The 25,216-nt window shown below is 70.6% G+C and carries 18 protein-coding genes; 5 read left to right on the top strand and 13 right to left on the bottom strand.

Features of this window, described 5'->3' with window-relative positions; all coding sequences use genetic code 11:
- Positions 1-137: 137 nt before the first annotated feature.
- The 4 genes from ACWCPM_RS06570 to ACWCPM_RS06585 form a co-directional block, all read right to left on the bottom strand.
- Positions 138-2,630, bottom strand: coding sequence for an ATP-binding cassette domain-containing protein (locus ACWCPM_RS06570; protein ID WP_450975011.1), 2,493 nt, complete (start codon positions 2,628-2,630; stop codon positions 138-140).
- A 150-nt stretch (positions 2,631-2,780) separates the two neighbouring features.
- Complete coding sequence (locus ACWCPM_RS06575) at positions 2,781-3,539, bottom strand: NUDIX hydrolase (protein WP_450975012.1); 759 nt, start codon at positions 3,537-3,539, stop codon at positions 2,781-2,783.
- Positions 3,540-3,698: 159 nt separating this feature from the next.
- Positions 3,699-5,621, bottom strand: coding sequence for a glycogen debranching N-terminal domain-containing protein (locus ACWCPM_RS06580; RefSeq protein ID WP_450975013.1), 1,923 nt, complete (start codon positions 5,619-5,621; stop codon positions 3,699-3,701).
- 815 nt (positions 5,622-6,436) lie between these two features.
- Entirely contained in the window at positions 6,437-8,140 is a 1,704-nt protein-coding gene (locus ACWCPM_RS06585) for a DUF4192 domain-containing protein (RefSeq protein ID WP_450975014.1), read from the bottom strand.
- A 139-nt stretch (positions 8,141-8,279) separates the two neighbouring features.
- Here ACWCPM_RS06585 and ACWCPM_RS06590 point away from each other — a divergent pair, with 139 nt between their 5' ends.
- Positions 8,280-10,445 carry a RecQ family ATP-dependent DNA helicase gene (locus ACWCPM_RS06590; protein WP_450975015.1) on the top strand — a complete coding sequence of 722 codons (2,166 nt, stop codon included), beginning with the start codon at positions 8,280-8,282 and terminating at the stop codon, positions 10,443-10,445.
- A gap of 351 nt (positions 10,446-10,796) precedes the next feature.
- A complete protein-coding gene (locus ACWCPM_RS06595) occupies positions 10,797-11,417 on the top strand; it encodes a hypothetical protein (RefSeq protein WP_450975016.1) in 621 nt (206 codons plus the stop codon).
- Positions 11,418-11,883: 466 nt separating this feature from the next.
- On the opposite strand, the gene ACWCPM_RS06600 is transcribed toward ACWCPM_RS06595, so the two are convergent.
- Together ACWCPM_RS06600 and ACWCPM_RS06605 are read right to left on the bottom strand one after the other, a co-directional pair.
- Positions 11,884-12,528: a hypothetical protein gene (locus ACWCPM_RS06600; protein WP_450975017.1), complete on the bottom strand. Its 645-nt coding sequence runs from the start codon at positions 12,526-12,528 to the stop codon at positions 11,884-11,886.
- 68 nt (positions 12,529-12,596) lie between these two features.
- Positions 12,597-13,298, bottom strand: a complete 702-nt coding sequence (locus tag ACWCPM_RS06605; RefSeq protein WP_450975018.1) for a ribonuclease HII — start codon at positions 13,296-13,298, stop codon at positions 12,597-12,599.
- On the opposite strand from ACWCPM_RS06605, the gene ACWCPM_RS06610 reads away from it, so the two are divergent.
- A complete protein-coding gene (locus ACWCPM_RS06610) occupies positions 13,297-13,422 on the top strand; it encodes a hypothetical protein (protein ID WP_450975019.1) in 126 nt (41 codons plus the stop codon). The two genes, ACWCPM_RS06605 and ACWCPM_RS06610, sit on opposite strands and share 2 nt — an antisense overlap.
- 272 nt (positions 13,423-13,694) lie before the next feature.
- On the opposite strand, the gene ACWCPM_RS06615 is transcribed toward ACWCPM_RS06610, so the two are convergent.
- From ACWCPM_RS06615 to ACWCPM_RS06625, 3 genes are all read right to left on the bottom strand, one after another.
- The gene (locus ACWCPM_RS06615; RefSeq protein ID WP_450975020.1) at positions 13,695-14,597 is read right to left on the bottom strand and encodes an ADP-ribosylglycohydrolase family protein; all 903 of its coding nucleotides are present in this window, start codon (positions 14,595-14,597) and stop codon (positions 13,695-13,697) included.
- 12 nt (positions 14,598-14,609) lie between these two features.
- A complete protein-coding gene (locus ACWCPM_RS06620) occupies positions 14,610-15,269 on the bottom strand; it encodes a histidine phosphatase family protein (protein WP_450975021.1) in 660 nt (219 codons plus the stop codon).
- Between the two features lie 118 nt (positions 15,270-15,387).
- Positions 15,388-15,993, bottom strand: a complete 606-nt coding sequence (locus ACWCPM_RS06625) for a YdbC family protein (RefSeq protein WP_450975022.1) — start codon at positions 15,991-15,993, stop codon at positions 15,388-15,390.
- 149 nt (positions 15,994-16,142) lie between these two features.
- Here ACWCPM_RS06625 and ACWCPM_RS06630 point away from each other — a divergent pair, with 149 nt between their 5' ends.
- Positions 16,143-16,676, top strand: coding sequence for a TerD family protein (locus ACWCPM_RS06630; RefSeq protein WP_450975023.1), 534 nt, complete (start codon positions 16,143-16,145; stop codon positions 16,674-16,676).
- A gap of 108 nt (positions 16,677-16,784) precedes the next feature.
- Here ACWCPM_RS06630 and ACWCPM_RS06635 read toward each other — a convergent pair whose 3' ends face one another.
- Both ACWCPM_RS06635 and nrdR read right to left on the bottom strand, forming a co-directional pair.
- A complete protein-coding gene (locus tag ACWCPM_RS06635) occupies positions 16,785-19,685 on the bottom strand; it encodes a vitamin B12-dependent ribonucleotide reductase (RefSeq protein ID WP_450975024.1) in 2,901 nt (966 codons plus the stop codon).
- 160 nt (positions 19,686-19,845) lie between these two features.
- The gene (gene nrdR, locus ACWCPM_RS06640; protein WP_450975025.1) at positions 19,846-20,394 is read right to left on the bottom strand and encodes a transcriptional regulator NrdR; all 549 of its coding nucleotides are present in this window, start codon (positions 20,392-20,394) and stop codon (positions 19,846-19,848) included.
- A 559-nt stretch (positions 20,395-20,953) separates the two neighbouring features.
- On the opposite strand from nrdR, the gene lexA reads away from it, so the two are divergent.
- Positions 20,954-21,733: a transcriptional repressor LexA gene (gene lexA / locus ACWCPM_RS06645; RefSeq protein ID WP_450975026.1), complete on the top strand. Its 780-nt coding sequence runs from the start codon at positions 20,954-20,956 to the stop codon at positions 21,731-21,733.
- Positions 21,734-22,039: 306 nt separating this feature from the next.
- On the opposite strand, the gene ACWCPM_RS06650 is transcribed toward lexA, so the two are convergent.
- A complete protein-coding gene (locus ACWCPM_RS06650; protein ID WP_450975027.1) occupies positions 22,040-24,022 on the bottom strand; it encodes an ATP-dependent DNA helicase in 1,983 nt (660 codons plus the stop codon).
- Positions 24,023-24,324: 302 nt separating this feature from the next.
- Positions 24,325-25,197, bottom strand: a complete 873-nt coding sequence (locus tag ACWCPM_RS06655) for a GNAT family N-acetyltransferase (protein WP_450975028.1) — start codon at positions 25,195-25,197, stop codon at positions 24,325-24,327.
- Positions 25,198-25,216: the final 19 nt, after the last annotated feature.

Below are 25,216 nucleotides of genomic sequence, written 5' to 3' on the forward strand. Positions count from 1 at the left end.
GTCTTTGGTGAAAAGCACACGAAAGGGTGATCGCTCACCCCGTCGCAATTGACGCCTTATCGGAAAGAAATGGGCTTTCCCGAGGGAGTTGTGCGCAGCACCGGATCGGAAGAGCACGGAGGGTAGTCAGAAGCCCGTCATCGGACCCTGCTGCGAAGGGTCGTGAACAGATACGCGCAGAGCAGCGCGGTGAGCGACAACGTGAGGGCACTGCCCACGGGTTGGGCCACGACCCTCGCCGCGGCCTCCAGATATCGCTCCCCGCCGAAGGGCCACTGCAGCAGAAACATCTGCCTCATCCGCATCGGCAGCCCCGCGGCGGCTCGCACGGACGCTCCCTCGACGACCTTCTGTACGAGCGGCACGACCAGGACCGGTACGGCGAGAACGGCGGCCAGCCCCGCCGTCGTCGACCGGAAGACTCCGGCCGCGAGCACGCCGGCCCAGGCGCACCCCACCATGAGCCCGAACCAACTCGCGCTCAGCGAGAGCCAGTCACCGGGGATCTGCGCGAGGTCCTGCCCGTGGACGAGATAGAGGACCTCGGCGTTGCAGCCCACCGTCAGGATCGCGAGGGCGAGCGCGGTGGCCGCCGCGACGAGCAGCTTCGCGGTGAGCAGCCCCAGGCGGCGAGGGACGGTGCCTCGATCCGCCGCCAGGGCGGGGTGGCGGAACTCCTCCCCGAACGCCAACGCCCCCAGCAGGCCGACACCGAGTGCTGCGGGCGGCAGCGGCAGTTGCTGCGGCCACGCGGCGAGCAGCCGCGCCTGCGGGGTGTGCCCGATCCGCGCGAGCACGAGGGCGGTGAGCGCAGACATGACGAGCACGGCGGCACTGGTGACGAACCCGGTGCTGATACCGGTGGCCCGGCGGAGTTCGTAGCGGAGGGGGCGGAGGGGGGTGGGCGCGGGGTGGACGGAGATGGGGGGTGGGAGTGCGGGGAGGGATTCCTGGGGGGTTGCGGGGGTGGGGGTTGGGGGGTGAAGGGTTGAAAGGGTCGAGGGCGCCGGGGGGCGTCGGTCGGGAGGTGGGAGGCGGGACGTCCCGGGGCTGTCCAGGCCGTCAGGACGCTCGGGCGAGGTGCGGTTGGCGGAGATGTGGGGGTCGGTTGCGGTGTTGCCGTCCGCGCAGGGGGTGCGCTCAGGGGTTCCGTTGTCGGTGGGCGCCTCCTCCTCTGCGAGGGCGAGACGGCCGGCGAAGGGGCCAGGGTCCAGCGGGGGGACTTGCCCAGGGTGCGGGTCGGTGGCCGTGAGCGGGGAGCTCTTGGCGGCCGGTTCATGAGTCGACAGTGGGTTGCCATGGGCGGGAGGCAGGACGTCTGCGCCTGTGTCAGTGGCGGCGTCTGCGGTGGCGTCAGTGGCGGCTTCTTCGGTGGCGTCTGCGGCAAGTGGGGCGGGCATCGGCCGGGGGCCGGGTCCGCCGGTGGCGACTTGCTCGATCGCTTCTCCGCCGGGGGTCGCCTTGCCGCCGACGACCCCGCCGACCTTCTCCCTCTCGACCGTGCCGGACGACTGAGCCGCGTCCTTCTGCGACCCGCTGTCGGACTGACGTGGAAGGCCGGCACCCGTGCGACGCGGATCCGGTTCGATCCCCTCCTCGACCGAGGACGGTTGCTCCGTCACGAACCCCTTCTCGACCGAGGTCCACTCGCCGACCGGCTGAACCTGCTGCACGTGCATCAGGTTCTGCGACTGCAGCGAGTACCCCGACTGCTGCGGCCGCTTGGGTTCGAGCGGCAACGCTCCCGTGACCCCCGCTCCCATGTCGCCCACCTCGTCGGCGAGTTTGAGTACGAGCACGCTGTGGCGGAACGCCGCCTCGCCGACGTCGGCGCAGGTACTGCCGTACACGGACAGGCGGTTGCCGCTCTCCATGACGACCTCGACGGAGCGATGGGCGGTGCGGGCCTCCTTGGTGAGCGCGGCCGCGAGGCGGGCCGCGTGCGGACTGTGGACGACGACGCGCGGCCGCAGCCGGGTGCGGGCGAACTCCTTGGCCTCCTGGTCCGCGACGACCTTGCCCCGTTCCAGGGTGACGACGCGGTCAGCGGTGCGCGCGGCCTCCTTGGGGTCGGCCGTGGTGACCAGGACGGTGCCGCCTTGGGAGGCGTGGGCGCGCAGCATGCCGTAGAGCCAGTTGCTCTCACGGCTGGAGAGCCCGTCGGCGGACTGGTCGAGGACGAGCGTGTGGGGGTCGGGGAGCAGGGCACAGGCAAGGCCCATGCGTCGGTCCATGCCACGGGAGAGGGTGCCGAGGCACTCGTCGCGGAGGCTGACGAGGCCGACCACCTCCAGGACCTCGTCGGCCCGGCGGGCGGCGATCCCCGCGGCGGCGCACAGCATGCGGAGATGGCCGCGAACCGTCCGGCCGGGGTGCCCCGGCACGTCTCCCAACAGGACGCCGACCTCATGGGACGGGTGGTCGATGCGATGCAGGGGGCGGCCCCTGAAGTAGGTAATGCCGCGGCCCGGTTGGAGTTCGAGCATCAGCCTGAGGGCCGTCGTCTTTCCTGCACCCGGATCTCCGAGCAGCGCGGTGACGCGGTCCGCGGGCGCTTCGAAGGAGACGTCGTCGACGGCGGGCGGAAGGTCCTTGCGGGAGTTGCTGGTCAGTCCGAAGGCCTGGATCACCCGTAGCAAGATAGCGTGCTATGTCCGTTTTTCCAGGCACCTAACACGGTGCTCCGCATAGCGCGACCGGACAGATCACACCCGGATCCGACCGGCTTCGGGCTTTCACTCGCCCCGGCTCCGCCCCGGCGTCCGCTGACACGGCCGCCGTTACACCTCCGGCCGCAGCATGGGCGGGTTCAGCAGCGTCGCCCCGCCCGCGCGGAAGAGCTGTGCCGGACGGCCGCCCTGCCGTGTCGTGGTACCGCCCGTGGGCACCAGAAAGCCCGGTGTACCCGTCACCTTTCGGTGGAAGTTGCGTGGGTCCAGCGCCACTCCCCAGACCGCCTCGTAGACGCGGCGCAGCTCTCCGACAGTGAACTCCTGAGGGCAGAACGCCGTGGCCAGCGACGAGTACTCGATCTTGGATCGGGCGCGCTCCACCCCGTCCGCGAGGATCTGGGCGTGATCGAAGGCCAGGGGTGCCAGCGGCTCGCCGTCGCGGCCGGAGCCACCCTGTTGCAGCAGTTCCTCGACCGGCGCCCAGCGGGCATTGCTGGCGTCGCCGCCCGCGCGCGGTGCGGGCAGGTCAGGGGCCAGGGCGAGGTGCGCGACGCTGACGACACGCATCCGGGGGTCGCGTCGGGGATCGCCGTAGGTCGCGAGTTGCTCCAAATGGGCACCGTTGTCCTGGGTGGGGACGGCGGGGTCGTGAACGCAGAGCCCGGTCTCCTCGACCAGTTCGCGTGCGGCGGCCTGCGAGAGGTCCTCGTCGTCCCGCACGAAGCCTCCCGGGAGCGCCCAGCGCCCCTGGAACGGCTGCTCGCCCCTGCGTACCGCCAGCGCGCACAGCGCATGGCGACGCACGGTCAGCACGACCAGGTCCACGGTCACAGCGAAAGGTGGAAAGGCTGACGGGTCGTAGGGCATGCCGTGATCATAGTCGTCTGCCTGACGATAAACACTCCCCTCGTCGACCCCGCCGAAGGCCACTCCGCACCCGGGCGGTACTGGCTTCACCTGCGGCTACCGGCCGTCACACGACGTCCCGCGGACGCGCCCCTTCGACCTCGCGAACGGCTCTTCCCCTCACACCCTCAGCTGCAGTCCCTCCGCCGCCTCCTCCACCATGGCGAGGCCGAGGCGGCTGACCCGTACGGAGAAGGGGGCACCCGCGACCCGTAATCCGTTCAGGGTGATCTCGCCCAGGGGCGCGCTGCGGACCGGACGCAGCCTGACCGTGCCGGCGGGGGCGTCCGGACGGACGCCCGCGAGAGTGGTGAGCAGCAGAATCCCGGCGGCGGCCGTGGTCGCGGCTGGACGGCAGGCAGCCGGATGGGGAAGAGGGGTGCGCCCGTCGCCACGCTGTTCCCCCGCATACATCTCGGGCAGCCGATGGTCGAACGCCTCGGCAGCCGACAGCAGGCCCCTCAGCAGCGCCCCCGCCTCCTTCTCGAACCCCGCGGCAGCCAGTCCCGCCACCGCTGTCGCCGTCTCCGGGATTCGTACGGCACCGCTGCGGTGACCGAACGGGTTGTAGCCCGCCTCCTTGGCACCCAGCCCGCGCAGCCCCCACCCCGAGTCCATGGCCGGGCTGCCCAGGAGCCGGGCCAGTTGTTCGGTCTGGACCCGGTCGAGCAGCCCCGGTGCCAGTTCGCCCCCGCCCAGCAGCCCGGTGTCCAGGAGGTGGACCGCGGTAGCCGCGAGGTGCGGCACGGGGCGACCGTCAGGGGAGCGGGCCGCAGCCGGTCGCCCGCCTCCCGGTCCGTCGACCCAGAAGTGGGCCCTGAACCTGGACCGCAGTGCCGACGCCCACTCCCGCAGCCCGGCACCACCCGGCCTGCCGAAGGCGTCGAGGAGATCGGCGCCCAGCAGCGCCGCGCGATGGGCGTGTGCCTGCGTCTCGCACCGGGCGGGGCCACCGGGGCGCGGGTCGCACAGGTACGTGCCGTCGCCGACGGCGGTCCGCAGCCAGGCCAGACACCGCTCGGCGGCCGGCAGCAGCTCCTCCACCTCGTGCTCCGGCATCCCCCAACGGCGGGCCTCCGCGAGGAGCGCGGGGAAGAGCAGCGTGGCCTCCGTAGCGGTGCATGCGGGCGGAAGGTGAGCGCCCGCGTCCCGGCGCGGCCCGGGGATCATGCCGGACTGCTTCCCCGGGCCGGTGAGTTGGGTGCGCGCGAGAGCACGCATGGTTCCCGTGGCGAGCCGGGTTCCGAGCGGCAACGCCATCCTCGCGGCCACAAGTGCCTCCGCTGGGGCGAGGCCGCACCGCCAAGGTGCGCCGGCGGCGAGATACAGGTCCGCCGGATGGTCGGGATCACGCAACACCAGCGACTGCAGGTCGTCGAGGCTGGTCCGCAGGTACCTCCGCACCCGCGAGTCGTCACCCGACACCTCGACCTGGGCCAGAGGACTCGTCGCCACACGGCCGGCGGCGCGAACCGGCCCCGCGCCCTCAGCCGTGCGGACCCTCAATTCGACGGTCGCGCTGCTGCCCGGGGGCAGTTCGACCTCCCAGCGCAGCAGGCCGGCTGACGCCAGGGCGTCGACCGGCGGTGGGTCCGCCGTGACCGACGAAGCAGTCATCCCGTCGGTCCAGCGCAGACCCCCGTCATGCACACTGGCCGGCACCTCCTGCCCCGGGGTGCCGGAGGCGATCGCTCCCAGCACCGCCAGGTCCGTGCCGAGGGCGACCTCGACGGGCAGGCGCAGAGCACGAGGAGCCGCGCTGTGCAGCGTGATCCGCTCCGTGCCGTCCGCATGCCGCGTGCGCTCGACCACGACGTCCGGGTCCGGTCCCGCGTGCGGCGAGGCCCGCAGCGTGCCCACGAAGCGGGCGCTGTCGGCACCGGTCATCCGGGCCTGCACCGGTAGCGGTTCCCGCCCGGCCACGCGGACCTGGCACCGGGAGAGCAATCGCCGGCCCGCGCGGTAGAAGCCTTCCAAGCCCTGCCCGGTCAACTGCCCCTGCTCAGTGGAAACAGCGAGGCATGGAAGAGCGACGCAGATCATGACGGTGTGAGTGGACGGCAACTCGCCGGGGTGAGGAGGCGATGGCGCTGCGGGACGGGACTGGAGCGGCGCGATGGGACGGGAATGAGGTGACGCTATGGGACGGGACTCAGGCGGCGCTGCGGGACGGGACTGGGGTGGCGGCTGTGTGAAGGACGGTGCGGGTGAGTTGCGGGTCGTGGGCGCAGCCTGCGGGCGGGCTCGACCGCTGAGGAAGGTAGCTCCGGGGTCCTCCTCCCTGAGCATGGATGTCGGGTCGTCGCCCCTGAGCATGGATGTCGGGTCCTCGCCCCTGCGCTCGGCCATCGGCGCCGAGGCTTCGTTCATCGTTGCCGAGGCTTCGTCCATCGGCTCGGGCAGAGGTGCTGGGTCCTGACCTGCCGAGCGAGGCGGGGGTCCTCCGCCGTTCATGAAGGGCTCCCGATGCCCGAGTCCGTCGGTCCGCTGTGGCGGTCCCGTGCCCGGCCCGGGCCGTGGCGCGTGCCGCCCCCGGGTGGTGCGGTCGGCGGAGGGCGGAGTCGACTGGTGCATCGGGCTGCTTCCTCTGCGCTCTGTGCGCCTCGGGCCGGTGCGGGACCGGCTCCGGGGACGAGGCTCCGTCGGGACATCACGTCTCGGCGACACCACCCGTCCAGGCGTTCCGCCACTCGGGTGAACGGAGAGGACCGCCTTCGGGTCACGCCCGTACCCGGTCGACCCGGCGAAACGCCGGGCGGACTCCGCGCCCCCACACTCCACGCCCGCACCTCTGCCGGGCATCACACGCCGGTCAGCACCCGGTCTCCGACCGATACGGCAGCTCAGTGGACCGTCGCTCATACCTCTCCCTCCCCGTCGCGGCGAGCAGGGGCAACGCCGTGCCGAGCAGCGCCGCGGCGCCGTGGACCTCCCCGCACCGGCAAGGGCGGACGCGTGCCTCCGCTGCGCCCGTACCCCGGGCGAGTACCGCCCGCCGGCACCTCGCGCCGTGGCAACGCCTTCGTCCGCACCGCCTGATCCACCAGGGAACGCAGGTCCTCGCCCTCACCGGCGGACGCGTCCTGGCTGCCGGGCCGCGAACCCGTCACCGACTCGGCCCCAGCTCCCCCACCCGCACCGCGGTCGACGCCCTGACTCGTCTCGACGCCTTCCATCTCCTGCGTCGCGTCGAGCACCTGAGGCGTGATCCGCGCTCGGTCGTCCCGTTCCGCACGCAGGCAGCGGCGGATCGACTCCGGATCCAGCCCCTCGTTGACGGCCTGGTGCAGGAGCCGGGCGAACAGATAGTCGTGATCGGCGCCCAATGCCATGGCCAACGCCTCTCGTGCTTCGAGGTCGTCGCCGGTCGACCAGGTCACCCAGCCCGCGAGTGTGAGGGGTGCCGCCGCGTGCTCGCCGTAGGAGCCGACGCAGCGGCGGGCCAGGGCTCGCCAGAGCCGTAGCGCGAGCGCCGCCTCGTCGCCCTCCATCCACTCGGCCACCCGGTCGCGGGTGGTGCGGTCCTGAAGGCCGAGAACCAGGGCCGCCGCTTCCTCGTTGCGCAGGAGGCCGTCGTCGCGCAGGTCCGCCATGAACGCGCCGGAAGCGGGCGGCGCGTCGGCCAGCCGGCTCATGGCCCGCCGGGCGAGCTCCACCGTCTCCTCGGCCACGCCCGGGCGACTGGTCCCGTCGAGCATCCGGGGGACGAGGGCCATGCTCCCGGCGTCCAGCGCGGCTTCCTGCTCCAGGGCCGCGGCCGTCTCCCAGGGCTGGAGCCTCGTCCTCAGCTCACGCAGGGTCCCGCGCACCTGAAGACCCGCATATGTGGCCGCGGCGGCCAGAACGGAGGTGCCCGGCAAGCCCATGGGCAGGCCCTCGTCCGGGCAGCATGTCTTGTTCTCACAGCAGTACGACCAGAAGCGGCTGTCGGAGATGCACAGGGCCTCGATCACCGGCACGTCGAGTTGACCGCACTGGTAGCGCAGCTGGTGGGCCAGCGGGCGGAGCCGCTCCATGACCTGCCGGCCGGTTTCTCCTTCGCGGGGTTCCTGGCAGACGTACGCCACGATCTGTTCCGGCCGTGCTCCTCTGCGCTCGCTTCCCCGGACGAGGCCCCGCGCCAGCTGCCCGGCGACGGACTCCCAGTCGTCCGGATTCGCCGGGATACCCAATCGCGCCCGACCGCCGAAACGCCCGCGCCCGCCGTGGAGCGCGGCGACGACGATGCTGTCCTCCGGGCGATAACCGAGCAGATACGGCAGAGCGTCGGCCAGCTCGGCCGGGGTGCGCAGGGTGACGTGGTGGGTCGCGGGCGGCCCGTCACCGTTCGTGGAGCCGGCGTCGTTGGCGTCGCCGTGGTTCGGCGCGGGAAAATCGCCGTCGCCTCGCGCACGGATATCGCCGTCGCACTGCCCGTGCCCGTCGTCCTGGAGCTCGCGCCCGCCGTCGCGCGGCCCGCGGCCGCCATCGTGGCGCTCGTGCCCGTGCCGCCGATGCGCCTCGCCCCGTCCGTTCACCTCGCCGTTTTCGAAGGATCCAGTCGATTCGCCGTGATTCGTCATGCGCCGACGATCTCGCGGAATCAGAATCTCCGCTTGCGCCTGTGGATAAGTCCGATCAGGGACACGACATCCTCGTTCGTCCTGCCTGTTCCTGCCGCCGGCCCGCCCGTCTGTCAGTGCCGTCCTGTTGTATGGACGCATGGAGCACACGAGCAACGCGGGACTCCGCACGGACGCCGACGCCGTTCTCGCACGGCTGGTCGGGGACGCCTCAGGTACGGCGCGGCTGCGCGAGGACCAGTGGCGGGCGATCGAGGCGCTGGTCGCCGAGAAGCGCCGGGCCCTGGTCGTGCAGCGCACGGGATGGGGAAAGTCCGCGGTGTACTTCGTCGCGACGTCGCTGTTGCGGGCCCGAGGCAGCGGTCCCACCGTGATCGTCTCCCCGTTGCTGGCGCTCATGCGCAACCAGGTGGAAGCCGCGGCCCGAGCGGGGATCCACGCCCGGACGATCAACTCGGCGAACACCGAGGAATGGGACACCGTCCAGGCCGAGATCGCCGCGGGCGAGGTCGACGTCCTGCTGGTCAGCCCGGAGCGCCTCAACAACCCGGACTTCCGTGACCAGGTGCTCCCCGCGCTCTCGGCGGCGACCGGGCTCCTGGTCGTGGACGAGGCGCACTGCATTTCCGACTGGGGCCACGACTTCCGCCCTGACTACCGGCGCCTGCGCACCATGCTCAGCGATCTACCGGCGGGCGTCCCCGTGCTCGCGACCACGGCCACCGCCAACGCGCGCGTGACGGCCGACGTCGCGGAGCAGCTCGGTACCGGTGGTACGTCGGACGCCCTGGTTCTGAGAGGCCCGCTGGACCGGGAGAGTCTGAGCCTCGGTGTGCTGACCCTCCCGGACGCCGCGCACCGCATGGCCTGGCTGGCCGACCACCTCGACGATCTTCCGGGTTCGGGGATCATCTACACGCTGACCGTGGCCGCCGCGGAGGAGGTCACCGCGTTCCTGCGCCATCGCGGGCACACCGTCGCCTCGTACACCGGGAAGACGGAGAACGCCGAGCGCCAGCAGGCGGAGGACGACCTGCTCGGGAACAAGGTCAAGGCGTTGGTGGCCACCTCGGCCCTCGGCATGGGCTTCGACAAGCCCGACCTCGGCTTCGTGGTCCACCTCGGCTCACCCTCGTCCCCCATCGCCTACTACCAGCAGGTCGGGCGCGCGGGTCGTGGTGTCCAGCACGCCGAGGTCCTGCTGCTGCCCGGAAGGGAGGACGAGGCGATCTGGGAGTACTTCGCCTCACTCGCCTTCCCTTCGGAAGAGCTGGTACGGCGTACGCTCGACGTCCTCGCACGCGCGCAGCGGCCCCTGTCGCTGCCTGCCCTGGAACCGCTGGTCGAGCTGCGTCGTTCCCGGCTGGAGACCATGCTCAAGGTCCTCGACGTGGACGGCGCGGTGCACCGCGTGAAGGGCGGCTGGATCGCGACCGGGCAGCCGTGGACGTACGACGCGGAGCGTTATGACTGGGTGGCCCGGCAGCGCAAGGCGGAGCAGCAGGCGATGCGGGACTACGCGGCGACGACCCAATGCCGTATGGAGTTCCTGCAACGCCAACTGGACGACGAGGGCGCCAAGCCCTGCGGTCGCTGTGACAACTGCGCGGGAGCGCGCTTCGCCGCGGTCACGTCGACGGCCGCCCTGGACGCCGCACGCGTCGATCTGGGCCGGGCGGGCGTGGAGGTGGAGCCGCGCCGTATGTGGCCGACCGGCCTTCCGGCGATCGGCGTGGACCTCAAGGGCCGCATTCCGGCCGGTGAACAGGCCTCGCCGGGCCGCGCGCTGGGACGGTTGTCGGACATCGGTTGGGGGAACCGGCTGCGGCCGATGTTCGCGCCGCATGCGGTGGACGGTCCCGTGCCGGACGACGTGGCGAAGGCGGTGGTCGGTGTCCTGGCCGACTGGGCCAAAGGACCGGGTGGCTGGGCTCCGGGCACGGCGGACGCCCAGCCGCGTCCCGTAGGAGTGGTCACGGTCGCCTCGCGCACCCGGCCTCAGCTGATCAACTCCCTGGGCGCGCGTATCGCGGAGGTCGGCCGGATGCCGCTGCTGGGTTCGGTGCAGTACGCGACCGACGTACCGCCCGTCTCGCGGAGCAACAGCGCCCAGCGCCTCAAAGCCCTGGACGGAGCGCTGACCGTACCGCCCGCTCTCGGTGCGGCACTTCGCGAAACACCTGGACCTGTGCTGCTTGTGGACGACTTCACCGAGACAGGCTGGACGCTCGCGGTCACGGCCCGCCTGCTCCGGCGCGCGGGTGCGCAGGGGGTGTTGCCCCTCGTCCTGGCCGTACAGGGCTGACCGCGACCACACGCGCTCGTCGTGGACGAGCGGGTACCGCCCGCACGTTGTCCGTCGTGCCCGCACGTTGTCCGTCGTGCCCGGGCGGTAGGCGGGTACCGCCGGGCGGCTGTTGCCTACGCCGCTTCTCCGGCATCACTCGGCACCCCGCCGGGTACGGATATAAGCCACGGACCACTCGATAAGGGTCGACCGCTCCAATTGCTCGTTGCCGCATCCCAGTTCGGCGGGAAGAATTGGGGTCCGCTCCCCGCACGGCTCAGCCCGTGATCAGGTAGGGCTCTGCTGCGGTGCGCGCTCCCCCGATCCAGACCTCGCCCGCAGTGTGGGCGCGTAGCCGAAGGGAGGAACGTGACCTTCGGATTCGCTCCGTCCTCCGCGGCATCCACGGATTCCGCCGCATCAGTGAATGCCGGGGCGCGACTGCTGGAACCCTCGGAATGGGCCGCCGCGGGCATCCCACTGCTGCGTAATCCCCGGGAAGTCGTCAGCGGACTGCACACGCGCCACCGCCCCAGGCCCTCGACGGCGGTCGTGGCCGTCCTCGACGGGGACGATCGGCTGTGCGCGAGCGCCTCGTTCACCAGGCGTCCGACGGCCGCCGACGGCTGGATGTTCCGTAACGCGCTTCTCGACCAACTACGCCGGGTCATCCCGCACGACCTCCGCCGCCGCGCGCCGGTCCGGACCGCCGTGCTGCTCTACTGCCGGGACGGCGAGGCACGTTGGACGGAGGAGGACGGCGCGTGGATGTGGGGCCTGCGTGACGCCTGCACGCTCCACGGACTGCGCTGCGGGGCGTACATCACGCTGACCCGCGACGGCTGGCAGGTCCTCGGCGAGGGCCGGGGCGGCCGCCGCCCCAACTCCGTATCGGCGCCCGAGCCGTTCGCGACCTCGGAGGCACCACCTCCGCCACCGCGTACCGGAGGCGCCGCTTCCGACATTCTGAGCCGCGTGGCAGCCCGCTGAGGAACACGAGCCACGAGCACGGGCCGGCCACCGAACACATACGAACGACCACTCACGGCCACCGGTTCGACGTGACCTCGCGGCGGCACCGCCCCTCCGGACAGGCCGAACGAGCGGGCACCACGGACAAACAGGCAACACGGACAAGCAACACGAACAACAGGCGCCCCCGGCGAACAGGCGGCCCCGACGACGAGGCGAGAAGGGCGGAAGGGCAGACGGCAGGACACGTGGGGAAACAGAATGCAGGACACCTACACCCCGCACCCCACACCTGGGCACCTGGCCACAGCCGTCACACCCGGCGTGCAACCGTCACCGCGCGCCCCCGCCCCGCCTCCGATGCCTTTCGCCCGACCACGCCCGTCACACGAGCACACCGAAGTCCCCACACCGTGCGATGGCGACCACGGAGGCGTATGCGCCGACCCGAAGCCCCCGTTCCACAGGAACCGGGGGAACAGGATCAGACGCCCGTGCCCAGCACCGAGTTGATCTGCTGCGGGTCGCCGCAGACGATCAGCAGGGTGTCGGCCCGGGTGAGAGCCAGCGGCAGTGCGGTCGCGGCAGCGGTGTCGGAACCACCGTTGACTGCGACCACGACCACAGCCCGGGACGCGGCACGACCGGCCATGGCGGCGTCCGTGTAGAAGACGTCGTCACCGGAGTCGTGCTGTGCCCAGTAGGAAGCCTCACCGAAGGACAGCTCGTGAGCGGCCCAGGGATGCGGCTCGCCAGTCGTGATCACCAGCACGTCACTGGGGGCGCGGCCGGAGTCCAGCAGCAGGTCCACGGCTTCCTCGGCAGCGTCGAGCGCGCCCTCGGCCGGAGCCGGGATCAGCTGGATCTGCGGGGTCGCCGAAGCCGAAGCGGCAGGGGTGGCGGTTGCGGCCGGACCCGCGGGCCCGGGCTTGGTCGACCCGACCGCGCCCGAGCGCTGCGCCGGCGGCGAGGGCCGGAGAGCGCCGCCGGGACGACCAGGACGCGGCGGGGCCGCGGGGCGGGGGCCGGGTACGGGACGAGGGGTCGGCGCGGTACGGCCACTGGCCGAAGCCGCGCGAGGACCCTGGGCACTCTCGTGAATCTGAGGCTCCTCGGGGAAGAGAGGCATGAGTTGATATCTATCAAACGTTGGTACGGGTGACGCCAGCGGGTGGCACATACGTGCGACCGGAACCGTCAGAAATCGAAGCCGAGCTGACCGTCGATCTCCGGAACCTTTCCGTCCGCCCAGCTGCGGGCCTTCTTGAGATGCCGCCATTGCGGCAGCGCATCAAGATACGCCCACGACAACCGGTGGTGAGGGGTGGGGCCCCGCTCCGCCAGTGCGGCCTTGTGCACGGGCGACGGATACCCGGCGTTGTCCGCAAAACCGAAGTCTGCATGTTCGATGCCCAGTTCGGCCATCATTTTGTCGCGCTGGACCTTGGCGATCACCGAGGCGGCCGCCACGGCCACGCACGACTGATCGCCCTTGATCACCGTACGGACCTGCCAGGGCGCCCCGAGATAATCGTGCTTCCCGTCGAGGATCACCGCGTCCGGACGGATCGGCAGCGCGTCCAGGGCCCGCACAGCCGCGACCCGCAGCGCCGCCGTCATCCCGAACTCGTCGATCTCCTCGGGTGACGCGTGCCCCAAGGCGTACGACGTGACCCAGGTCCGCAACAGCTCGGCGATCTCGGTCCGTCGTTTCACGGTGAGCAGTTTGGAATCGGTGAGGCCCGGGGGAGGCCGGCGCAGTCCGGTGATCGCCGCGCAGACGGTGACGGGACCGGCCCAGGCGCCGCGCCCCACCTCGTCCACACCGGCGATGATCTTCGCCCCGGTCGTTGCGCGAAGCGAGCGCTCGACGGTGTGAGTAGGTGGTTCGTACGGCATGACGCGTTCAGACTACGCCGCCCGCGAACTGGTCCGACACCCTGGTCCCCCGAGCGTCCACCAGGGACGCCACAACCTCGTCCCGGTCTCCCACCAGGGCGATCGCTGGACCGTCGACCGGTGAGCCCGCTCCTCGAAGTACCGGTTCGTCGATTCACTCACGCACACCCTCGAAGGTCGCATCCTCACATGATGTCCGGGACGCGTCCGCTCGCCGCGTCGGATCGCCGCTCACCCGCCTGATTCCAGCGTCGACGCCCTCACGCAAGCCTTTGACCTCGCGTCCAGCAGACCGTGCAGGACCACGCCACGGGAGCGCTCCGCCCGTTCGCTGTCGCATTCGTGAATCATCGTGCACAGGTCCCGGGTGGCAGCCGGCGCACTGACGGCAGCGGTCTACGCCGGGGCGCCCAGCCAGTCGGGCAGTGCCTCCGTCCGCCCCACCCACGCGGCGGGGGGCGCCCCGGCCCGCCCCCCGGCGAGCACGCCGCCGACGATGGCGCAGGTGGTGTCCACGTCGCCGCCGACCTGCGCGGTCGTCCAGAACGCCTGCTCGTAGTCACCGAGGGAGCGCGCGGCCGACCAGAGGGCGAAGGGGACGGTGTCATGGGCGGAGGTCCGCCGCCCGCAGCCCAGTACAGCCGCGACCGTGGCCGGATCGCCGTAGTCGAGCATGTCCCGGGCACGACGCAGACCTGCGCCGACGGCGCTCTTCGGCACGAGTGCGACGACGTCGTCGAGCAGCGACCCGGGGCTCGGCGGTCCCCCGGGGGCCGAGGCCAGGGCGGCTGCCGCGGCGACGGCCATGGCGCCGACCACGGCCTCACGGTGCTGATGTGTCGGGTACGCGGAGATCTCCGCCTGGTGCGTCGCCTGCTCGGGGTCGTCGGCGTACCAGGCGCCCAGCGGGGCAATGCGCATGGCGGCGCCGTTGCCCCAGGAGCCGAGGCCGTTGAAGAGCGCGGACGACAGCTCCCGCCAGTCACCGCCTTCGCGGATCAGTCGGAGCATCCGGTTGACCGCGGGGCCGTAGCCGCGGTCGAAGTCGTGGCGCTCGGCGAACGAACGCGCGAGGGCGTCCTGATCGATCCGCCGGTGGGTGGCGAGAACGGCGACCACGGAACAGGCCATCTCGGTGTCGTCGGTCCACTGCCAGGAGCCCGGCGGCAGCTCGCGGCTTTTGAGCAGCGGATAGTTCACCGGCACGAAGAACTGGGAACCCAGGGCATCCCCGACCGCGAGTCCGCGCAGGCTGGCCAGGGCGCGGTCCAGGCGCCCGCCGGGAGAGGAGTCGGTCATCGGTCTGCCACTCTATTCGGTGATCCCGTACGGTGCCGGATCTCGCCAACGTTCGAACGGCCGGTCAAGCGTGTACTTGCCGTCGTCCCCCAGAACGAGCATTCGTATCTCGCCGTTCCCGGGATTCGACAGCGACTCGAACTCGGCCACGGTCCAGTGGAACCAGCGCATGCAGAACAGCCGCATGGCCAGGCCGTGCGTCACCAGCAGCACGTTGGACGGATGATCCGGCGACTCGAAGCTCCGGTACAGACTCTCCAGGAAGCCGCCGACCCGGTCGTACACGTCGGCTCCGCTCTCGCCCTGCGCGAAGCGGTAGAAGAAGTGCCCGTACGCGTCCCGGTAGGCCTTCTGCAGCCTCACGTCGTCGCAGTCCTGCCAGTTCCCCCAGTCCTGCTCGCGCAGCCGCGGCTCCTCGCGGACGCGTATCAGGTCGGGATCCAGGTGGAAGGCGCGGAGCGTCTCATGAGTACGGCGGTACGGCGAGACATACACGCTCACCGGTTCGCGCCCGAACAGGTCGCGGAGCCGCTTGCCGGCCTCCTCGGCCTGTCGCCATCCGCGTTCGGTCAGTGCCAGCGAGTGATCGGGTTCGCGCTCGTACACGGAGTCATCAACATTGCCCGTTGACTCGCCGTGCCGGACAAGGACGATGCGCCGTGGTCGTGCCATGCCAAAACCCTAGTTCGGGCGAGGCCGTTTCGAGCACTCGTGCGGGCTCTATACGGCGTAGGTCACACACTTCCCGCACCTCACGCCACACAGAGCACACCTTCTCCGGAACCGGGACTCAGACGATCCAGGTGGGCTCCAGCTCCACGATGTCGCCGGTCAGCGCCGCGACGTCCGCCTCGGTCTGCGCCCTCAGGGCCAGCCGCTCCACGCGCTCGGTGCGGTACTTGCCGTGCTCGGCGGCCGACCGCCACATCGACAGCACCATGAACTCATGCCCCGGGGCCTCGGCGAAGAGTCCCCGGATCATCCCTGGAGAGCCGGCCATCGCGGGGTTCCAGACCTTCTCCTGCATCAGCGTGAAATTGTCGACGCGCTGCTCGTGGACACGGCAGAGGGCGACCCGGACCAGGTCGGCGTCCGTGAAACGCGGCTCGAAGCCGGTCTTCACGTCGAAGCGGTAGTCGAACAGCCTGACCTGGGCATCCTTGAACGTGCCGGTCTGGGCCGTCGCCAGCCGGTCGTGGGAGCGGGCCATGAAGGAGTCGTAGAAGGCGCGGCTCTCCCAGAAGGCGAAGATGTGCGCCACCGAGGGACGGCTCCGGCTCCAGCCGCCGCCCTGCCCCCGGAATCCCGGCTCCCCCAGAAGCCCCGCCCATTTTCGCTGCCCCCGCTCGAAGCCGCGGCGGTCCACCACGGTGCAGCGAATCCACTTGACCAGCACCGCGCCATCGTACGGCCACCGGCGTGGCGCCGGTCACGTTCGGACAAAGGGCACCCGCCCACTACCGCCCGGGCGTGGCAGGATGGACAACCGGCTTGTAACGCCCGGCAGTTCGGGCTGCCGGCCCAGCGGAAGGGGGACTACGTCCGATGAGCGGCATCAGCAAGGGGATCCGCAAGGTCGAGATCGCGGTGAAGTGGGACCCGAGTGCGGCGGGGCAGCCGCCGGCCGATCTGGACATAGTGGCCGCCACCTACCTGGCGGGGGATCCGTACGGGGATCCCGCCTACACGGTCCACTTCGACAGTCGCTCCCCCGACGGCACCATCGCGCTCAACCGGGACAGCAAGGACGGCAAGGGCTTCGGCTGGGACGAGGTCATGACGCTGGAACTCGAACGGCTGAACCCCCGCTACGCGCGCGTGGTGGTCGGCGTCGTCATCCAGCAGCGCCCCGGCCGGCGCACGTTCGTCAGCGTGACCAAGCCCTCCCTGCGCATCCGCGAGGGATACACGGACCTCGCCACGGACGACTTCGGCGGCGTGCTCGGATGCACCGCGGCCAGGGTCGCGGAGTTCGTCCGGGGTGACTCGGGGGCGTGGGACCTCGACGCCGGCGTCCACGGCTTCGAGGACGACCCCGCCACCTTCACCCGCTCGATGGGCCGCCCGCACCGGCCGTGACCACCTCTCGGCCTCCCGTCCCCCGGGCACGGACCCGAGCGCGTACGCCGACGAGGGGCGCCGGCACGAAGCCGGCGCCCCTCGCTCTCAGGAACTGCCTGTCAGGCGTCAGCTGCAGCCGCTCGTCGAGCCGCAGCCCTCGCAGATGTAGCAGGAGCCGGCGCGCTGCATCTTCGTACCGCAGGAGAAGCACAGCGGAGCGTCGGCCTGGATGCCCAGCTGCATCTCCACCAGCTCCGCGCTGGTGTGCGCCTGCCTCGGGGCGGGCTCGGCGACCTCGACCCGGACCTCGGCCTTGGGCGTGACCACGGCCTTGAGCTCCTGGGCACGCGGCGCCGACTGGGCCAGCCCTTCGACGTCGACGTCCTCGTCCGACGGCTCGTACGAACCCGTCTCCAGGTGGCGCTGACGCTCGTCGGCGGAGTGGATGCCGAGCGCGGAACGCGTCTCGAAGGGCAGGAAGTCCAGCGCCAGACGGCGGAAGATGTAGTCGACGATCGACTGCGCCATGCGGACGTCGGGGTCGTCGGTCATACCCGCCGGCTCGAAGCGCATGTTCGTGAACTTCGAGACGTACGTCTCCAGCGGCACGCCGTACTGCAGACCCACCGAGACGGCGATCGAGAAGGCGTCCATCATGCCCGCCAGGGTCGAGCCCTGCTTGGACATCTTCAGGAAGACCTCGCCGAGACCGTCGTCCGGGTAGGAATTGGCGGTCATGTAGCCCTCGGCGCCGCCGACGGTGAAGGACGTGGTGATGCCGGGACGTCCCTTCGGGAGGCGCTTGCGGACCGGACGGTACTCGACGACCTTCTCGACCGTCTCACGGATGGCGGCCTCGGCCTTCTCCGTGATCTCGGCCTTCGCCTTCTCCTTGGTCTTGGCGGAGAGGGGCTGGCCGACCTTGCAGTTGTCGCGGTAGATGGCGAGCGCCTTGACGCCCATCTTCCAGGCCTCGAAGTAGATCTCCTCGACCTCCTCGACGGTCGCCGACTCCGGCATGTTGACCGTCTTGGACAGGGCTCCGGAGATCCACGGCTGGATCGCGGCCATCATGCGGACGTGGCCCATCGCGGAGATGGAGCGCTCGCCCATGGCGCAGTCGAACACCTCGTAGTGCTCGTGCTTGAGGCCCGGGGCGTCGACGACATTGCCGTGGTCGGCGATGTGGGCGACGATCGCCTCGATCTGCTCCTCCTGGTAACCCAGGCGGCGCAGGGCCTGCGGGACGGTGCCGTTGACGATCTGCATCGAGCCGCCGCCGACCAGCTTCTTGAACTTGACCAGGGCGAGGTCGGGCTCCAGGCCGGTGGTGTCGCAGGACATCGCGAGACCGATGGTGCCGGTCGGAGCGATGACGGACGCCTGGGAGTTGCGGAAACCGTTCGTCTCGCCGAGGCGCAGCACGTCCTGCCAGGCCTCCGTGGCGGCGGCCCAGATCGGCGTGTCCAGGTCGTCCACGCGGACGCCCTTGGCGTTCTCGTCGGAGTGCTGCTTCATGACCCGCAGGTGCGGCGCGGCGTTGCGGGCGTAGCCGTCGTACGGGCCGACGACCGCGGCGAGTTCGGCGGAGCGGCGGTACGACGTGCCGGTCATCAGGGAGGTGATGGCGCCGGCCAGGGCGCGGCCGCCGTCGGAGTCGTACGCGTGGCCGGTCGCCATGAGCAGGGCGCCGAGGTTCGCGTAGCCGATGCCGAGCTGACGGAACGCGCGCGTGTTCTCGCCGATCTTCTGGGTCGGGAAGTCCGCGAAGCAGATGGAGATGTCCATCGCCGTGATGACCAGCTCCACGACCTGGGCGAAGCGCTCGACCTCGAAGGACTGGTGGCCCTTGCCGTCGTCCTTGAGGAACTTCATCAGGTTCAGCGAGGCGAGGTTGCAGGACGTGTTGTCCAGGTGCATGTACTCGCTGCACGGGTTCGAGCCGTTGATACGGCCGGACTCCGGGCACGTGTGCCAGTGGTTGATGGTGTCGTCGTACTGGATGCCCGGGTCGGCGCAGGCCCAGGCGGCCTCGGCCATCTTGCGGAACAGCGCCTTGGCGTCGACTTCCTCGATGACCTCGCCGGTCATCCGCGCGCGGAGGCCGAACCTGCCGCCCTGCTCGACCGCCTTCATGAACTCGTCGTTCACGCGGACCGAGTTGTTGGCGTTCTGGTACTGGACGGACGTGATGTCGTCGCCGCCCAGGTCCATGTCGAAGCCCGCGTCGCGCAGGGCGCGGATCTTCTCCTCTTCCTTCACCTTCGTCTCGATGAAGTCCTCGATGTCGGGGTGGTCGACGTCGAGGATGACCATCTTGGCGGCGCGGCGGGTGGCGCCACCGGACTTGATCGTCCCCGCGGAGGCGTCGGCACCGCGCATGAAGGACACGGGACCGGAGGCGTTGCCGCCGGAGGAGAGCAGTTCCTTGGAGGAGCGGATGCGCGAGAGGTTCAGGCCGGCGCCGGAGCCGCCCTTGAAGATCATGCCCTCTTCCTTGTACCAGTCGAGGATCGACTCCATGGAGTCGTCGACGGACAGGATGAAGCAGGCGGAGACCTGCTGCGGCTGGGGCGTGCCGACGTTGAACCAGACGGGGCTGTTGAAGCTGAAGATCTGGTGCAGGAGGGCGTAGGCCAGCTCGTGCTCGAAGATCTCGGCGTCGGCGGGCGAGGCGAAGTACTTGTAGTCCTCGCCGGCCCTCCGGTACGTCTTCACGATCCGGTCGATCAGCTGCCTGAGGCCGGTCTCGCGCTGCGGGGTGCCGACGGCACCGCGGAAGTACTTGCTGGTGACGATGTTGACCGCGTTCACCGACCAGAAGTCGGGGAACTCGACGCCACGCTGCTCGAAGTTGACCGAACCGTCGCGCCAGTTGGTCATGACGACGTCACGGCGCTCCCAGGCCACCTCGTCGTACGGGTGTACGCCGGGCGTCGTGTGGATGCGCTCGACCCGCAGTCCCCTGGCCGCCTTGGTGCCCTTGGCACGGGAACTCCGTGCCGGACCGCTCGCCGTCTCTGTCATGCCGCCTCCCTCTACGGGCAAAACGCCCTGAAGTGCCACGATGTTCCCGTAGCACGTGTTCTGTCTGGTGTTGCGAGGCCGTCGCACCGCCACCCGCAACAGGTCTTCGACCGCCGCCGACCCGGCCGGTCCGGATGCCGCCTCCGTCCCGGCCCGCCGATCAGTCGGCGGCGCGAGCGGGCTCGGGCAGCTGAGCAGCCCCTCCGGACCCGCGGTCCTTCTCCTGGCTCCCCGTGCAGCGGTCTCCGTCGTCCGCGTGCTCCGGCCGCTTCTCCCTCAGTTCCCTGATCGCCGCCTCGAAGTCCTCCAGCGACTCGAACGCCCGATAGACGGACGCGAATCGCAGATAGGCGACGAGATCGAGCTCCTGCAGCGGGCCGAGTATGGCCAGCCCCACGTCATGGGTGGTCAGCTCGGCACTCCCGGTTGCCCGCACCGCCTCCTCGACCCGCTGGCCGAGCTGGGCGAGTGCGTCCTCGGTGACGGGCCTCCCCTGGCATGCCTTGCGCACACCGTTGATGACCTTGGTTCGGCTGAAGGGCTCGGTGACGCCGGACCGCTTCACCACCATGAGCGAGCACGTCTCCACGGTCGTGAAACGACGGGAGCAGTCGGGGCACTGGCGGCGCCTTCGGATCGACGTGCCGTCGTCGGTCGTACGACTGTCGACCACACGGCTGTCGGGGTGCCTGCAGAAAGGGCAGTGCATGGATTCCCAACCCTTCCTCACAGCAGACTCAATGGCCTCGACAGACCCCTGGGCCCCTCGAAGCGAGCACAAGCATAGGCGATGATCGAGCGCCCCGAGACCGCGATGAACACAACTTCTGGGATGCCGCAGCCATCCAACCACTAGATGTGGGGCTTGGCTCGTACATCCAGCCGCACGCGTGTCGACGCGGGCACCACCGGGTTCTCCACGCGCGTACGGCACGCCGCCCACCTGGGCACACGTCCCTGCAGATGCCTCAGGTGGGGAGATACCGTGGTCGCCGCAGGGAGAAGCGGTACGACTTCCCGCGCGCCAGGGGGCCGGTGCCCGGCCGGAGCGCCTCCGGATGGCAGACTGGGCCGCACTTCACGAGGGCCTGCCTGGCTGTGAGGTGACAACAAAAGACGCTTTCGCCCACCGGCCGGCGCGTCAGCCATACACCCGTGTACGCATTCACGTCCGTCGATTCGCACTTTTTCACTCGAACGTGTGTTTGGCGCAACCTTTCGAAAGCAACTACCGTTGTCCAGCAGGGAGACCATCGAGAGGGGCCGACGTGACCACCACCGCAGACAGTGCCACCATCACTGCCCAGGATCGCTCCCAGGGCCGACTCGAGCCGGTGCATGCCATGAACGAAGCCGCGAACCCAGAGGCGCACAAGCGCTCCCTGCCGGGCCGACCTCCAGGCATCCGGGCGGACAGCTCAGGCCTGACCGACCGGCAGCGCCGGGTGATCGAGGTCATCAGGGACTCCGTGCAGCGGCGCGGCTACCCGCCGTCGATGCGCGAGATCGGTCAGGCGGTCGGTCTGTCGAGCACGTCCTCCGTGGCGCACCAGCTGATGGCGCTGGAGCGCAAGGGCTTCCTGCGCCGCGACCCGCACCGCCCCCGCGCCTACGAGGTACGGGGCTCCGACCAGGCGGCATCCGTGCAGCCCACGGACACCGCCGGCAAGCCCGCCGCGTCGTACGTCCCTCTGGTCGGCCGTATCGCCGCCGGTGGTCCGATCCTCGCCGAGGAGTCCGTCGAGGACGTCTTCCCGCTCCCCCGGCAGCTCGTCGGCGACGGAGAGCTGTTCGTGCTGAAGGTCGTCGGCGACTCGATGATCGAGGCCGCGATCTGCGACGGCGACTGGGTCACCGTCCGCCGTCAGCCGGTGGCCGAGAACGGTGACATCGTGGCCGCGATGCTCGACGGAGAGGCCACCGTGAAGCGCTTCAAGCGCGAGGACGGCCACGTCTGGCTGCTGCCCCACAACTCCGCCTACGAGCCGATTCCGGGCGACGACGCGACGATCCTCGGCAAGGTGGTCGCGGTTCTTCGGCGCGTGTGACGCCCACCGCGGGCGGCCCTGTCGAGGCCGCCCTCCCCTGACCGGGCCCCGGGACCCCTGCGCCGGTTCCGGGGTCCTGTGCTGTCCGGCGCATGTGGCGGTGAGCCGGCGGTTCCCGTGGCCCTGGTCGGGCCCACGCGTCGAGCGCGGGACCGGCCGGCCTTCACCGGACCTCGGTCTGTTCGCCGACCGCGCACCGTTTGCTCGCCGGCCGCGACTGCTTGCCTGTCGGTCGCGACCAGGGCCGGCCGCGGCCCTGTTGCCGGGTGGGCTCCCCAGCCGTATCCGTCGCCGTGGCGGCGATTCCTAAGTGGGCTCCGCTTCCGCCTTCTTCGCCGCCGCGTCGATCGCTGCCAGCGACTTCCGGACCTGGTTACGGTCCGTGGTGTACCAGAAGTCGGGCAGTGACGCCTTCAGATAGCTCCCGTAGCGGGCGGTCGCCAGACGCTGGTCGAGCACGGCGACCACTCCACGGTCGCCCGAGGCCCGAACGAGGCGACCGGCACCCTGGGCCATCAGCAGCGCCGCATGGGTGGCGGCGACCGCCATGAAGCCGTTGCCACCGGCTTCCTCCACCGCCTTCTGCCGGGCGCTCATGAGCGGGTCGTCGGGGCGCGGGAACGGGATCTTGTCCATGACGACCAGCTGACAGCTGGGACCGGGCACGTCCACGCCCTGCCAGAGCGACAGGGTGCCGAACAGGCACGCCTCCGGGTCGGCCGCGAAGTTCTTGATCAGCTCGCCCAGGGTCTCCTCGCCCTGGAGGAGGATCGGGAACTCGGGCAGGCGCACCCGCAGTTCCTCGGCGGCCAGCTGCGCGCCCCGCATGGACGAGAACAGACCGAGAGTGCGGCCACCCGCCGCCTGGATCAGCTCCGTCAGCTCGTCGAGCATGTCCACGCGATCTCCGTCGCGCGCGGGGCGGGACAGATGTTTGGCGACGTAGAGGATGCCCTGCCTCGGGTAGTCGAACGGTGAGCCGACGTCGACTCCCTTCCACTGCGGGAGGTCGTCCCCCTCGGTGCCCTCGGGGGCGAGTCCCAGGGAGGCACCGACGCCGTTGAAGTCGCCGCCCAGCTTCAGGGTCGCGGACGTCAGGGTCACGGAGCGGTCCGCGAAGAGTTTCTCCCGCAGCAGGCCCGAGACCGACATGGGGGCGACGCGGAGAGAGGCGCCGAAGCGGTCGTGGCGTTCGTACCAGACGACATCCCACTCCGAGCCGTGCGTGATGCGCTCGGCGACGTCGTGCACCGATTCCACGGAGGCCAGGGCCTGCTTGCGGACCGCGTCCTCGTCCTGCACGGACTTGTCGCGTGTCGCACCGATCGCCGAGATCACCGTGCGGCAGGCGTCGCGCAGCGCCGTCAGCGCGTAGCCGAGGTCTTCCGGGATCTCTTCGAGCCGACCGGGCAGTGCCAGCTCCATCAGCCGCTCGAAGCCCTCGGCGGCGGTCTGGAGCTGGTCGGCGGCCTTCTCGTTGACGAGCTTCGCGGCCCGGCGGACGGCACGGTTGACCTGGCCGGGGGTCAGCTCGCCGGTGGCGACACCGGTGACCCGGGAGACCAGCTCGTGCGCCTCGTCCACGATGAGCACCTCGTGCTGCGGAAGGACCGGGGCACCCTCGATGGCGTCGATGGCGAGCAGAGCGTGATTGGTGACGACGACCTCGGCGAGCTTGGCGCGCTCCCGGGCCATCTCCGCGAAGCACTCGGCGCCGTACGCGCACTTCGAGGCGCCCAGGCACTCCCGCGACGAGACCGACACCTGGGCCCACGCGCGGTCCGACACCCCTGGAGTGAGGTCGTCGCGGTCACCGGACTCGGTCTCGTCGGACCAGTCCCGCAGCCGCAGCAGGTCCTGACCCAGCTTGCTGGTGGGTGCGGCCGCCTCGAACTGGTCGAAGAGGCCCTCCTCCTCGTCCTGCGGGACGCCCTCGTGGAGGCGATGCAGACACAGGTAGTTCGACCGGCCCTTCAGCATCGCGAATTCCGGGCGGCGACGCAGCAGCGGGTGCAGCGCCTCGACGGTGCGCGGCAGGTCCCGCTCCACCAACTGGCGCTGCAGGGCCAGCGTGGCGGTGGCCACGACCACACGCTCGCCCTGCGCGAGCGCGGGCACCAGATAGCCCAGCGACTTACCGGTTCCGGTACCGGCCTGGACCAGCAGATGGGAACCGCCGTCGATCGCCTCCGCGACGGATTCGGCCATGGTCACCTGGCCGGGGCGCTCCGTACCGCCGACGGCTGTGACGGCGGCATGCAGGAGTTCGGGGAGTGAGGGCTTCGTCATAGCTCGACCACCCTACGGCGCGGCACTGACATAGGGGCGATCACGGTGAGGGCGGGGGTGGGGTCAGGATCCGAGTGCGGCGGGATGTGGGCGGTGGGCCGGGCGCGCCTCGGACCGCTTGCACGCGACATGGGCTCGATGACGATCGCCTGGGACCGGGCTTGGGTGGATGGGAGCGACCGAAGATCGATCGCATGAGCTCCCGCTCGGCACGCCGAACATCCTCGCCGGACTCGAAGAAATTGAGTGGAACCGGATCGCCGCGGCCGGTGTACCAAAAGTGATGACGCTGTGGCACAGCGCTACAGCCTTTGACTCAGGGACCGGTCTCGGATCATGAGGGCGGCCCGTTTGGCAGGCAGGTCGGCCTCGGCGGCGAACCGGAATCCGGCGCTGAGGAAAGCGGCCACGGAAGGGGTGTTGCGAATGTCCGGTTCCGCCACGACTCGCGCGCAGGCGAGCCGCTTGTCGAGGACGAGGTCCGCGACGGATCTGAGGAGGATGCCGCCCAGCCCTTGCCCGCGCCTCGAGATATCGCCGATGAGGAGGTGGATGCCCGTGTCGTGGGGCCGTGCAGGGTAGTAGCGGGCCAGCTGATCGAGGTCGGCCCGGTAGATCTCCCAGTAGCTCATCGGGGTGCCGTCCAGCACGCCGAGGCAGGGGACACTTCGCCCGTCGCCGGCCAGTTGGGCGGTCAGGTGCTTCTCGGTCAGGTCCTGGGCTCCGTCCAGCTCCCAGAACGCGGCCACGGCGGGGTCGTTCATCCAGCGGCCGAGGAGGGGAAGATCCCGCTCGACACGCACCGGAACGAGCTGGAACACGCCCGCGGGTGTGTCGATCGGACCCCAGTCGCCGACCTGGTCGAGGAGGTCTGCGGCGGCGGCCGGTACGGGTGTCAGCCGCGGTGCCGCGGCAGGCTCGTCCTGGTCCGCTTCGGCCTCCTGCCCTGCGAGGAAGGCGAGGAACTCGCTGGGCAGACGTAGGTCCAGCGTGTCCTCGGCGTCGGTGTCTTCGGCATCGGCGTCCGCGTCGGCGTCGGCGTCGGCAATGTCGGTGTGTTCGATGTCGGTGTCCTGGGGCATGTCCTTGTCCTCGCGCGGGCTGCGGCACCCGTCGGTGTCGGGTGCCGAGGCGGGGTCGGTGCTCGCATGAGTGCTCGCGTCGGTCTGAGGCACTGGGAGCTCCTCTCAGAAG

The sequence above is a fragment of the Streptomyces sp. NPDC002309 genome (assembly GCF_053593375.1).